A 13,018-nucleotide genomic window follows, 5' to 3' on the forward strand; every position below is an offset into this window, starting at 1 on the left:
TCGCTACGATCATTGTTCATTCCTTTTTTCAGAAAGAAATATGGAGGAGCCGATTCGCTGATAGAATGGGAATATTCGCTGATTAAATCATTAAATTCTCTGATTGAATTGATAAATTCGCTGATTGAATCAATAAATCCGCTGATTGAAAAATCCGCTGATACACCGAAAGTTTAATTCGCCCATTGAACTGAGAAATTCGCTCATAAAACCAAGAAATTCGCCCATTCAATTGAAAAATCCGCTCATAAACTTAATTTCGTTCACAGTTGCAGACAATATATAATAAAAGAGACCCTTCCCAACCAGGAAGAGCCCGAAAGTTTGCTATTTTTAGTATGCTTTTGCCCAATAAACCATTTTATTGGCTTCTTTTCCACAGCATACACATTTGTCAGATACTTTTTCTTGCTCGAATGGCAAACATCTAGATGTTGCCCCAGTATCTTCTTTAATTTTTTCCTCACAAGCTAATTCGCCGCACCACATGGCCTTGATAAAACCTGGTTTTGCTTCGAGTGATTGCTTTAACTCATTAAGTGTTACAGCAACAGTGGTTCTTTCTTCACGATGAGTAAGTGCTTTATTATATAAATTTGTTTGAATTTCATCTAATAACTCAACAAGCTTCGTTTCTAATTGGTCGAGCGGAACAAACACTTTCTCTAAAGTATCGCGTCTTACTAAGACCACTTGCTTGTTTTCGATATCTTTAGGTCCCACCTCAAGACGGACTGGAATACCTTTCATTTCATACTCATTGAACTTCCAGCCTGGCTTTTTATCACTAGCATCGATCCCTACACGTACAACACTTGATAAAGTCTCTTTTAACTCATAGGCAAAATCAAGAACGCCTTCTTTATGCTGAGCTATCGGCACAATCATCACTTGAGTTGGTGCAGCTTTTGGCGGAATCACAAGGCCGCGGTCATCGCCATGCACCATGATTAAGGCACCGATAATCCTTGTGGTGAAGCCCCAAGAGGTTTGATGCACATATTGGAGCTTTCCTTCTTTGTCTGTATATTGAATGTTAAATGCCTCGGCAAATCCTGTGCCGAAGTGGTGGGATGTACCAGACTGTAATGCTTTTCCATCATGCATTAAGCTTTCTATCGTAAAAGTAGCTTTCGCACCTGCAAACTTTTCTTTTTCCGTCTTTTGGCCTTTTACAACTGGAATCGCAAGAATTTCTTCACAAACTGCGGCATAAACATTTAGCATTTTAATGGTTTCTTCCATAGCCTCTTCGTCAGTTGCATGCGCGGTATGACCTTCCTGCCATAAAAACTCTAATGTCCGTAAAAATGGACGGGTTGTTTTTTCCCAACGGACCACGTTTGCCCATTGGTTATAAAGCTTTGGCAGATCTCTGTAAGAATGGATGATGTTACTATAATGCTCGCAAAAAAGAACCTCTGATGTAGGGCGGACAACTAATCGTTCTGCCAGCGGTTCAGATCCGCCATGTGTGACCCACGCCACTTCTGGTGCAAAACCTTCAACATGATCTTTTTCTTTTTGCAGCAAGCTTTCAGGAATAAACAAAGGCATATAAACATTTTCATGCCCCGTTTCTTTTATACGGCGATCCAATTCATTTTTTATATTATCCCATAAAGCATAACCATATGGTCGAATAATCATCGAGCCACGAACACTTGAATAATCAATTAAGTCAGCTTTTGTTACTACATCGGTATACCACTGGGCGAAATCATCGTCCATTGCAGTTACATCTTTTACAAATTCTTTTGCCATGTTTGACACCTCATTAAATTTTTTTAAATAAGTAACGGTCGCTCCCGCTTTTCTACACAAAAAGGCCTTGATCCTCAAAAAAGGGACCAAGGCCTGGCGGTACCACCCTAAATTCATAAAGCTAAAAAGCTTTATACACTTTCCATGATAACGGACATTATCCGCATGTATCTTCATATGTATCCGATACAGAACTCAGAGGCAGGTTCAAATGACCATCTTAAGAAACCTCGCACCATTGGTTTCCTCTCTTGATAAGACCTTTTCACTTTACTAATCCCCGTCACAGTTTCAATAGTATTTTTGAAAATTATATATTTCATTATAAAAAAAGTCAATTTTTTTTATGGAATATATTGCTGAAGCCTGCAATTTTCCTTCAAATTTACTTTAAACGTCTAAATAAATCAGTTAAAATGCTAGTAATTAAAAAAATGGGGTGGCTTACTTGGAAAAAGAAAAGGAAGATCTCCAACAAGAGGAAGAAGAAAAAGAGTTTCTACTTGAATATATCAAGATGCAGAATGAGGCCATGAAAAGAATTTTTAAAAATACCCTTGATAAAGAAAATAAAGAATAAAATCGATCTCCTACTATTCCATATCCTTGTTTAACCTCATTAATATTCATAAAACGTTCATATTAATCACTAAAAATACAAATTTGAATGGGTTATTTCCATTTATAATACTCATATGTTGTAAATTATTTAATGAATAAATCATACACATCTGAGGAGACATAAAATGAATATTTTTGCGATTATTTCGGCAATTGTAGTTGCCATTGGTACCGGATATTCCATTTATTCTGTTTACCGTCATAAAAATAAGCTAGCCAATACATCTGGGATTATGATTAGTATGGTCATCGCGGTAATCACAGGGTTACTGACCGGCAGTATCATTGGCATCATTTCCAGTGAGATTTTTCTAGTAGTAGGAGTCAGTATGATTATTGGTTTCGTCGTAGGTTTCTTAGCTGGACACCCCGTTGGGATATTAGCCATCCTAATGGGATCAATTTCTGGTTTAATGGGCGGGATCATTGGAGCTATTCTCGGTGCATTTCTTCAATTTATTAATCCTACTATTTTACTTGGAATCTTGTTAGGTTTTTATATTTTAATTATTGGATTCGTGATCATGTATATTTTCGTGGAATCGAATAATAAATTATCCCTTGATACACAAGAGCTCTCACCATTTGCGATCATCGCAGGAGGCGTTGTGATAGTATCATTATTTTTATTTATGTATAGCAGTGATATGGTCGAAATTCCTGGTCAAAGTCAAACAACGCAAACAGCAACTAAACAAGCTGCTACTAGTCAAGAGGTTCCCAAAACGAAAGTTGATGTGACAAAGGAAAGCAAGCCACTTGTAAAGATGGAAGTAACCACACAGGGGTACACACCTAATGTTATTCTAGTTAAAAAGGGTGTACCAGTAGAACTAGAAATTAAAAATCCATTGGATAGTAGTAATTGTATATCCACCTTTATGATTCCTGATTTTAATATTAACAATGTCAACCTAAAAACTGGAACAACAAAACTAACTTTTACCCCGGATAAGTCCGGAGAATATACCTTTAGCTGCGGAATGCAAATGTTTAAAGGGACAATTATTGTTGAATAAGAATGCCAAAAGCACACGACAACTTCATTCGTGTGCTTTTTGTTTAGAAAAAAACAAATTCAATTTTTTGGGGTTTTTGGAAAAGTAATTTCAATTGTTGTCCCTTTACCAAGGGTGCTTTGTATCTTTGTTTTTCCATGATGCTTCTCAATAATCCACTTGGCAATCGACAGGCCCAATCCTGTTCCCTCGGCAGCCGTTCTAGCTTTATCGCTTTGATAGAATCGGTCAAAGATTTTAGGGATATCCATTTCAGGAATACCAATTCCGTTATCTTTTACTTTAAGGAAAATAGACGAATGAGTATGTCCGCAAGATAGCAGGATCTCTCCTCCTTCCATTGTATATTTCATCGCATTGTCCAATAGTATGACGATAAGTTGATGAATTCTCGCTTTATCACCAAAAAAGGTAACAGGTTCAGCTGCTTCTATCCGCAGTGATTTTTCTTGATACATAACAATTTCTTCGTATTGTTGATGGATTTCTTTTAAAAGTTCATTTAGATGGAACGTTTCCTTTTTCACTTCAATTTGGTCAGAGTCCGATCTCGCCAGTGTCAATAAGTTGGTGACTAATTTGGAAAGTCGCCTGGATTCATTTGAAATCGTTGATACATCAAGAATTTTATCCTTTATTGTTGCAGCGGGAGACCGAAATAGTAAATCCGTTTTTGCTTGGATGACGGCTAATGGGGTTCTTAACTCATGCGAAGCATCGGAAACAAATTCTGTCTGCTTTTGCCAAGCCTTTTTAATCGGTACAAGTGCCTTTCCTGCTAAAAAATAACCAGAAGCAACTGCACAAATGATTCCAACTCCCATACCAATCAGCATTATCAACAATAGTCTTTCGAGTAATTTTTGTTCAGAGTTTACATTACGGATGAATTGAACAGTGATTTTTCCTAGTTGAGGATGATCCACTTCGAAGGCAATATACCTAAACGAAAAATCTTCTACATCAACATCCTTTAAGGTATTTAATGTTTTTGGGCGAATCAGCTTCTCATTATCTTGAAAAATTTCAGAATCACGGTTTTGTTCCAACAAGAGCTGATTATTTTCATCCCAGATTAGGGTCAATATCCGGGGATCTCTCCTGATAAATTTAGGAATAGGCCCCCCATCGTCCCCACGAATTTCACCTGGTCCCTCCGGCTGCTTTTGAAAATGTTCAATCGATTCATGGAGCGATTGGTTTACATCCCTATATAATTTATTCTCTGTGTAAAAATAAATAACGCTTCCGAGTGCGCTGATAAGTACAATAAAGACTAATGAATTTAAAAATGTCAGCTTAATAAGTGTTTGCCGAAACATGAGATGCCCCTATTCTTCGTTCAACATGTAACCTACGCCACGAATGGTTTTAATATCGGTATGATAGCCTGACGGTTCTAATTTTTTACGGAGGTGGTGCATGAATACCTCAACTATAGCGATTGTTGTATCCGAATCAAAGCCCCATACACGGTCATAGATTTGCTCTTTCGTTAGGATTGCGCCTTTATTCTGAATCAGATATTCTAATAACTCATATTGCTTTGCCGTGAGTTTCAACTGCTCACCATCGACGACAATATCTCTTTCCTTCCCTAACAATTCAATGCCGCGAAATTGAATGGTTTGATTGGTTGTTAAGCTGCCGCTTCTTCTTAATAAGGCACGGATTCTGGCTTTCAATTCTGCTGCTTGAAATGGTTTAACTAAATAATCATCTCCACCGCTATCTAAGCCTTTGACACGATCTTCGAGGGAATCCCTTGCAGTAAGGAATAGGACAGGAATCTTTAATCCTTCCTTTCGAATCGTTCGTAAAACTTCGAACCCATCAATCTCAGGAATCATGACATCTAGTACAATCACATCATGGATGTTTTGCATCGCTAAAAATAAGGCATCCTCACCATTGGATGCTTGATCCACTTCAAACTCATCTGATAAAAGCTGAACAATCGATTCCAATAAAGGAAGATTATCCTCCACAACTAATAAGCGCATTTTCAATCTCTCCTAAGTTTGTATCTAAAAATAATTATATAGCAAATAAAGCAATCGTAACATAGGACATGTCCGCTGTTTACCTTTCATTTAAAAGAGGTGTTTGGGAAGCTAAAATTACCTCCTGTTTAGTTTCCACCCCTACCGCCAAATTGTCCTTGACCTCCAAAGTTCCGGTTCATTCCGCCCACGTTTCCGATTCCACCAAAAACACTGCTTTGGGAATTACTACTTGAATTATTTGACGAGCTCGCTTTTGCTAATTGAGGTAATTTTACTGTTTCTCCTTCCGATACTCCTTTTGTTATTTCCACATAATCTTCATTTGCGATGCCCGTTTGAACTGTATTTTTCTCCGTTCCAGAGGTGTTACTATCTGTGCTCTTCGAATTGACTATGACATATTTCTTATTGTTTGATGTGTATACAGCATCAAGTGGAACATAAAGGGCATTAACTTTACTTTCTGTTAAGATTCTTGCTTCCGCACTCATCCCGACTTTAAGTTGATCTGGTTTATCAATAGAAATGGTAACATCAAAAGTAGAGACTCCGTTTGATGATGCTCCGTCTTCAGAAATTGCAGATACTTTACCAGTAAATACTTGATCAGGAAACGCATTAATGGTTAGGTCAACTGGCTGATTCTTTTTAATTTTGGATATATCAAGCTCATCAATTTGAACCACGGTTTGTAATTGCTTATAGTTTGTGACATGGGCAACAACTTGTCCATTTGTTACTGGCTCTCCTGCGGAAACTGCGATTGTCGTAATAACCCCAGTGGCGGGCGCTGTTATAGGGTCACTTCCATCTGAAAAAGTAATTAACTCATCTCCTTCGGTTACATTCTCCCCCACAGCTGCAAGTACTTCATCAACTTCATTATTATTAAACGTTGTTTTAATATCTTCACTCGTTACCGCTTGAACTGTCCCCGAACCACTAATGTTGACGTTTAACGTCCCTTTTTGAACAACTGCTGTTCTGACTTGCGCTGACACCGTTTGTGTACCTAACTTTAATGAATCCCATCGATAACCAACGAAACCAACAACGAGTACACTACCTACAATAATTATCCATTTTTTCATCTAAACTTGCTCCTTTTCCGTCCTGAATTCCCCCCAGGAAGCCAAATAATCTAATCTACACCCATTATTATGTTTATTTCTTAACTTTTCCTTAAAAGATAGTAAGTTTTGAGGAAAACATAAATTTGAACAGGTAGTGTCAAGGATGATTTGTATCAAGCGATTGATCAAGTAAAGTTGGACCATTATTATACGGGAAACTGGGTAATCAGTGATGACTTGGTCACCAATTCCCAGGAAGGTTTGAAGAAAACAGAAGGAATTACCGTTGGTTTCATTCTAATTGTCCTCCTTCTTGTATTTAGGTCGGCGATTGCACCAATTATTCCGTTAGTAACAGTTGGTTTCAGTTATCTTACGGCCCAATCCATAGTTTCCCTATTAGTGGATAAGGTTAACTTCCCTCTATCCACTTTTACTCAGATTTTCTTAGTTGCCGTCCTCTTCGGAAATGGAACGGACTATTGTATTTTGCTGCTTAGTCGTTTTAAAGAGGAAATGGCAAAGAATGATAGTGTTACAGAATCCATTGTGGAAACCTATCGGACAGCCGGAAAAACAGTTTTCTTTAGCGGAGTCGCTGTAATGATTGGTTTTGCTTCGATTGGCTTTTCCACCTTCAAGCTTTATCAGTCAGCAGCTGCTGTTGCGATAGGTGTGGCGATTCTTCTAATAGCACTTGTAACTGTTGTTCCCTTTTTCATGGCTGTGCTTGGCAAAAAACTATTTTGGCCATCTAAAGGAAAACTTGAACACAGTGAAAGTAAATTTTGGGGCTTGGCCGGGAGATTTGCGCTGGCACGTCCGTTGATTGCTTTTATAATCGTTGGAATTATTTCTGTACCTTTCTTATTTACGTATAAGGATCAATTATCATTTAATTCACTTGAAGAAATCAGCGATGATTTTCCTTCGATAAAAGGCTTCAATATCATTTCTGAATCATTTGGTCCTGGTGAATCCATGCCAACCCAAATTGTCATTAAAAACGATGATCAAATGAATACTTCTGATTATATTGCGATTACGGAAAAAATGAGTCAAGAGCTAGAAAAGGTAAATGATGTTGATACGGTTCGTTCTGTGTCGGCCAACCGGTGAGCCGATTGATGATTTATATCTTTCCAAACAGGTGGTAAGTCTTGGTGATGGACTTGGTCAGGGCAATGATGGGATTAAAAAAATTAGTGATGGTTTGGAGGAAGCAGGCAGCCAGATGGCGGCTAATCAGCCTAAAATGCAGGAAGCCACAGCTGGCATCAGTGAATTAATAAATGGAACAAATAAATTAAAAACTGGAATGGGAGACATTCAAGGCGGACTTACTGAAATTGAGACGGGTCTGAAAGCTGGTTCCGCTGGTTCAACACAGATTAAAGAAGGTTTGGCTCAGATAAAGACAAAATCTGCGGAGGTTTTGGCTGGTAGTAAACAATTGCTTGCCGGCTACCAAAGAGCAAGTGCTGGATTAGTTACTCTTCAAGGTCAATACGAAGATGTAGCGACAAGGTTGGAGACATTGAACAAAACCCTAACTGCTACAAATCAATATTTTACTAATCTTGAAAAACAATATAGTGACATTGGAGAAAATCAAAACTATCAAGCTATCAAAATGACTGTTCAGGGCTCGCAAATGGCAACAAAAGAATTAGCGGGAGGATTGCAGCAATTAAATACTGGCTTAAAAGGCGCACAAACAGGAATTCAGTTTGCTAATAGTAAATTTGCAGAAATAACAGATGGCCAGAAAGCCCTAATTACCGGTATGGAAGGACTGTTAAAAGGAATTTCCGACCTTGAAACAGGATTAGATAAAATGGCCCAAGGGCAAGGAAAAGTCATTGATGGACTTCCGCAATTTACAGGTGGACTCTCTGGAATAAATGATGGGCAGAAGCAGCTCCTTACTGGCTTCCAAGACATTTGTGGACAGATCACTCAGCTTTCTGATGGGTTAACGCAAAGTTCTGACGGATTAAATAAAGTTTCGGATGGCCTTAATTCTGCTCAAGATTATCTTTCCGAGGTATTCAAACAGAAGCAAACCGGATTTTATATTTCTCAGGAAGTCCTTGACAGCAAAGATTTCGAGCAAGCACTGAATGCCTACATGTCAAACGACAAAAAAGTAATGACGATTGATGTGATATTTAATAAAAATCCATATTCTAATGAAGCGATTAATCGCGTTCCTGAAATTAAGCAAGCAGTCAAACGTGTTATTAAAGACACCAAACTGGAAAATGCTAAAGTGGCTGTTGGCGGTGTATCGAGTATGCATAACGATCTTGATACTATTTCAAAAGCGGATTATTCAAGAACCGTCGTATTAATGCTAGTCGGGATAAGTATTATCTTAATCATCCTACTGCGTTCACTAATTATGCCCCTTTATCTGATTGGATCATTAGTCCTAACCTACTATACTTCGATGGCTATTTCGGAAAAGATCTTTGTTAATTTATTAGGATATTCAGGTATTAGTTGGGCAGTTCCCTTCTTTGCCTTTGTTATTTTAGTAGCTTTAGGAATTGACTACAGTATTTTCTTAATGGACCGGTTCAACGAATACCGAAACATGCCGGTTGAAAAAGCAATCCTGATTTCGATGAAAAAAATGGGTACAGTTATTATTTCAGCAGCGATCATCTTAGGCGGAACGTTTGCAGCGATGATGCCATCAGGGGTATTGTCCTTACTGGAAATTGCTACGATCCTATTAATCGGCTTAGCCTTATACTCACTTGTTGTGCTCCCACTGTTTGTACCTGTTATGGTAAAAACATTCGGCGAGGCCAATTGGTGGCCATTTAGAAAAAATAATGATAGTGCAAATCATATAAACTAATCAATGCATGCTGATCAAAAGGATCAGCGTGCATTTTTATGGCTTTATATATTTTTGAAACTTTTTCACTCTTGTCTCGTACATAAAGTGTGGTATATACAATGAAGATACTTATCTGTCATGAAATTTTTCCCTTTTTCAAAAATACATTTATAATGTACATATGAAAATAATCAAGAGGAGTGAAAAAAGTGGGTGTTACACTTAGCAAGGGGCAAAAAGTAGATTTAACAAAATCTCACCCTGGACTGCAAAACGTCGTTGTCGGCTTGGGTTGGAACATTAGTCAGCAAGGGTCCAATTTTGATTTAGATGCTTCTGCATTTTTATTAGGCCAAACTGGAAAAGTGAACAGTGACCAGGATTTTGTTTTTTATAATAATCCGTCAGGTGGAAATGGCTCCATTATCTATAGCGGTGACAATCGAACTGGTGCAGGAGCCCGGGATGATGAGCAGATCAGGATTGATTTAAACAAGGTTCCTTCCCAAATTCATCGGATTGCTTTTACAATTACGATCCATGATGCGCAAGCGAAACGGCAAAATTTCGGACAAATTTCTGACTCTTATGTGCGTATATTTAATGAGCAAACAAATGAAGAATTATTGAGATTTAACCTTGGACGGGATTTAACGGTGGAAACAGCAATTGTGGCAGCGGAGCTCTACCGTCATAACGGTGAATGGAAGTTTAATGCAATTGCCAGTGGCTTCCAAGGGGGATTAGCAGCTTTATGTGGTAACTTTGGTATTACCGTTGACGACCCACCTGCTAGTGTACAAACAACGCCGCCGTCTCAGCCAACAAGTTATCCATCAAGCCCTAATTCGTATCAACAGAGTAATCCATATCAACCAAGCCAAACAAATCCTAATTCTTATCAACAAAGTAATTCATATCAACAAAACCAATCAAGCTCAAATTCGTATCAGCAGCCCATTCATCTTCAGCCAGAATCATCTCATCAGCAGCAGCCTGCCTACGGATATCCGACGCAGTCCTATCCTGCTTCAACCAATTCTCACCAATCATATGGTGGAGATGATATCATTTGCCCACGCTGCCATTCCTCAAATGTTCGGACAGGAAAGAAAGGGTTCGGTCTTGGTAAAGCAGCAATAGGCGGGTTAATCCTTGGTCCTGTCGGTTTACTGGGTGGTTTTATTGGAAAAAATCAACTAAAGTTCTCATGTAATAGCTGTGGCAACAACTGGTCCCCTTCGCAAACAGATTATGCGGAATGGGCAAACAATCAAAAGAAAAAAGCACAAGAACTATTTAATCGATATAAAAGCCAGGATGTACTCGAAGCAGTGGTCGCAGCCTGTGCATTAGTGGCGATGGCAGACGGATACTTGGATGCTTCTGAACGCCAGAAAATGACTGAGTTCGTCCATCAAAGTGAAGAATTACGAGTGTTTGATACAAATAAGGTCCTCCAAAAATTCAATATGTTTGTTTCTAGAATAGAAAATGATCGGATACTTGGTCGTGCCGAGGCATTTCGTGCCCTTGGAAAAATCAGAACCAAGCCAGAAATTGCTCGTCTTGTCGCTCGTTATTGCATCGCCATTGGCTATGCAGATGGAAATTTTGACAACAATGAAAAACAAATGGTTAGCGATATCTGTCGTGAACTCGGCCTAAACCCTGCAGAGTTTCTATCTTAAAAAGAAAAAAAGCCTCTTTCCCATCCAAGGATCGAGGCTCTTTGGCTATTTTTTCCAAACTCGCTTATTTTCCGCACGCTTTGTAAGTCCTAATGCATCTAATTTTTCTAAAAACGGAATCATGTATTTTCGTGACAGTTCAAGAACATCTTTGGCATCCCCGACCTCAAATTCAGAACCTGTATGGCTGCGCAGTTTATCCACGGCTTGTTTAAATACTTCCCCATGATAAGCAAACTGTACATCCAACTGGATAAGTAGTTCTTCCTCTTCAAGAAAGTGTCGTAAATCAGCTTCAAGATTGTCAGGAATACCGGCATCAGCAAAATATTCCTTTAGGTTACGAACCTTTAATCCGTCCCTCTGCAATCCATTAATTAGATTTTCAGTCCGCTTCGCCCAGTTTTTTGGTACATGTGGTACAAAACTTGCCAAGGAAACAAACTGTCCTTTTCTGTTAAAAATATGATTTGTCATTCCATTTTCCACCACATAATCTAGCAGTGATTTAGGAAATCTTTTTTGCATCGTTTGCAATAGCTCTGCTTTATTGATGCCAATCTTCATCGAATGAAGTTGATGATAATCCTGCAATCTATCAAAGATATCTTCCTCTAGCGAATCGATCAACTGCTGGAGTGTATATTTTTTTCCATCATATAAAACAAATTCTCCATCCGATAAGTGCTCAATTAAGGTAGCTTCATCTAGGGAAGTTCGTTTGATCAACTCATGTAGGGGCAAACTTTTCGCTTCCATTAAAGCAGCAGTAATTCGTTCCTTCGGTGTGCCGACTTTTTTCTTTTCAAGATCATCGATGGTTTGATTGCCGAACCGGTATTTATCTCCGCGTGGGTCAATCACCCAACCCCCGCCAATCGTCTCTTGCGGGCTTGGCCTGCGTAGAATAAAGCGGTCACCTCGTTTTGTAAGGATTTCATCCTCAAGCCTCAGTTGGCAAAGGATTTCACCATTTTCTTCCTTGATTTCATTGCGGTCAAAAAAGACAATCCGACCCATTACCTCAGCTGTTCCAAGATGAAGCTTAATTGGCATCCGCTGTTTAACCATATGCTCTAGGTCCTCAACCACACGAATAGCAACATCCAAAGTCTTCGTAACTAGGAAATGTTCAGACGATACAAGCACATCTCCACGTTCTACCTCTTCCTTTGAAACACTTGAAAGGTTAATCGCCGTCCGTTGTCCAGCATAGGCCTTCTCGGCCGGATTATGATGTACTTGAATCTGCCGCGCTCTTACCTCAATACCTCTTGGCATAATCTTAAGTGTTTGTCCCTCTTCGACCGTTCCTTCATAAACAGTTCCTCGAACAACAGTCCCCTGACCCTTAACCGTGAATACTTGATCAATCGGCAGACGGAAGGCCCCTTTTGCATCTCGCATTTCTTGTTCTTTTAACATTTTGATGATTAATTCTTTAATTTCTTCGATCCCTTTTTTGGAAAGACTGTCTACTAAAACAAACGGTGCAGCCTCAAAGACGGTCCCAGAAAGTTCCTCCAAAATATCATCTTTCACTAGCTCGATAAATTCTTCTTCTACCCGGTCAATTTTTGAAATAGCGATCAAACCATTTTTAACTCCTAAAAATTTCAAGATATCCAAGTGCTCCCTCGTTTGCGGCATAACACCTTCGTCTGCTGCAACGACAAGTACTACTAGATCTATCCCAGCTACACCAGCTATCATCTGCCTGATAAACCGTTCATGTCCTGGAACATCTATTACAGAAATTTGAATTTCATTATCTTCATATAAAGGCGCAAATCCGAGTTCAATTGAAATTTGACGTTCCTTTTCTTCTTTTAAACGATCTGTATCTACATTAGTTAACGCTTTCGTTAACGACGTTTTCCCATGATCTATATGCCCTGCCATACCAATCGTAAAATACCTTTTTTCCAAATTTGCCACCTACTTTATCGTTCTTCCATTCTAATGTAGCCTTTATAGCTCTATTGTTCAAGAG

At 38.8% G+C, this 13,018-nt stretch carries 10 protein-coding genes and 1 other annotated feature; of the genes, 5 read left to right on the forward strand and 5 right to left on the reverse strand.

Going from position 1 to position 13,018, the window contains the following annotated elements:
- Positions 1-333: 333 nt before the first annotated feature.
- Positions 334-1,764 (reverse strand): proline--tRNA ligase, encoded by a 1,431-nt coding sequence (gene proS, locus J7E77_RS04970; RefSeq protein ID WP_214712850.1) that lies wholly within the window; start codon positions 1,762-1,764, stop codon positions 334-336.
- Between the two features lie 78 nt (positions 1,765-1,842).
- Positions 1,843-2,060, reverse strand: a binding site (T-box leader).
- Between the two features lie 152 nt (positions 2,061-2,212).
- Here proS and J7E77_RS31085 point away from each other — a divergent pair.
- Positions 2,213-2,344: a hypothetical protein gene (locus tag J7E77_RS31085; RefSeq protein ID WP_285290482.1), complete on the forward strand. Its 132-nt coding sequence runs from the start codon at positions 2,213-2,215 to the stop codon at positions 2,342-2,344.
- A gap of 166 nt (positions 2,345-2,510) precedes the next feature.
- Positions 2,511-3,404, forward strand: a complete 894-nt coding sequence (locus tag J7E77_RS04975) for a cupredoxin domain-containing protein (RefSeq protein ID WP_214712852.1) — start codon at positions 2,511-2,513, stop codon at positions 3,402-3,404.
- A gap of 59 nt (positions 3,405-3,463) precedes the next feature.
- Here the strand turns inward: J7E77_RS04975 and J7E77_RS04980 are convergent, their stop codons facing one another.
- The 3 genes from J7E77_RS04980 to J7E77_RS04990 form a co-directional block, all read right to left on the reverse strand.
- Positions 3,464-4,726: a sensor histidine kinase gene (locus tag J7E77_RS04980; protein WP_214712854.1), complete on the reverse strand. Its 1,263-nt coding sequence runs from the start codon at positions 4,724-4,726 to the stop codon at positions 3,464-3,466.
- Positions 4,727-4,735: 9 nt separating this feature from the next.
- Positions 4,736-5,407, reverse strand: a complete 672-nt coding sequence (locus J7E77_RS04985; RefSeq protein WP_214712856.1) for a response regulator transcription factor — start codon at positions 5,405-5,407, stop codon at positions 4,736-4,738.
- A gap of 128 nt (positions 5,408-5,535) precedes the next feature.
- Positions 5,536-6,501, reverse strand: a complete 966-nt coding sequence (locus J7E77_RS04990; protein WP_214712858.1) for an efflux RND transporter periplasmic adaptor subunit — start codon at positions 6,499-6,501, stop codon at positions 5,536-5,538.
- 150 nt (positions 6,502-6,651) lie between these two features.
- On the opposite strand from J7E77_RS04990, the gene J7E77_RS31390 reads away from it, so the two are divergent.
- The 3 genes from J7E77_RS31390 (at position 6,652) to J7E77_RS31395 (ending at position 11,025) form a co-directional block, all read left to right on the forward strand.
- Entirely contained in the window at positions 6,652-7,602 is a 951-nt protein-coding gene (locus tag J7E77_RS31390; protein ID WP_308160409.1) for an MMPL family transporter, read from the forward strand.
- Positions 7,565-9,352, forward strand: coding sequence for an MMPL family transporter (locus J7E77_RS04995; protein ID WP_308160410.1), 1,788 nt, complete (start codon positions 7,565-7,567; stop codon positions 9,350-9,352). Before J7E77_RS31390 ends, J7E77_RS04995 begins: the two co-directional genes overlap by 38 nt.
- Positions 9,353-9,543: 191 nt before the next feature.
- Positions 9,544-11,025, forward strand: a complete 1,482-nt coding sequence (locus J7E77_RS31395; RefSeq protein WP_214712859.1) for a TerD family protein — start codon at positions 9,544-9,546, stop codon at positions 11,023-11,025.
- A 45-nt stretch (positions 11,026-11,070) separates the two neighbouring features.
- Here the strand turns inward: J7E77_RS31395 and selB are convergent, their stop codons facing one another.
- A complete protein-coding gene (gene selB / locus J7E77_RS05005) occupies positions 11,071-12,954 on the reverse strand; it encodes a selenocysteine-specific translation elongation factor (RefSeq protein ID WP_214712861.1) in 1,884 nt (627 codons plus the stop codon).
- Positions 12,955-13,018 lie beyond the last annotated feature (64 nt).

The organism is Bacillus sp. ISL-77, from assembly GCF_018613105.1.

Excerpts from the sequence above, each read along its gene's own strand:
- proS (WP_214712850.1), bottom strand. The coding sequence starts at position 1,764 with ATGGCAAAAGAATTTGTAAAAGATGTAACTGCAATGGACGATGATTTC.
- J7E77_RS04985 (WP_214712856.1), bottom strand. The coding sequence starts at position 5,407 with ATGCGCTTATTAGTTGTGGAGGATAATCTTCCTTTATTGGAATCGATT.
- J7E77_RS04995 (WP_308160410.1), top strand. The coding sequence starts at position 7,565 with ATGTTGATACGGTTCGTTCTGTGTCGGCCAACCGGTGAGCCGATTGAT.
- J7E77_RS04975 (WP_214712852.1), top strand. The coding sequence starts at position 2,511 with ATGAATATTTTTGCGATTATTTCGGCAATTGTAGTTGCCATTGGTACC.
- J7E77_RS04990 (WP_214712858.1), bottom strand. The coding sequence starts at position 6,501 with ATGAAAAAATGGATAATTATTGTAGGTAGTGTACTCGTTGTTGGTTTC.
- J7E77_RS04980 (WP_214712854.1), bottom strand. The coding sequence starts at position 4,726 with ATGTTTCGGCAAACACTTATTAAGCTGACATTTTTAAATTCATTAGTC.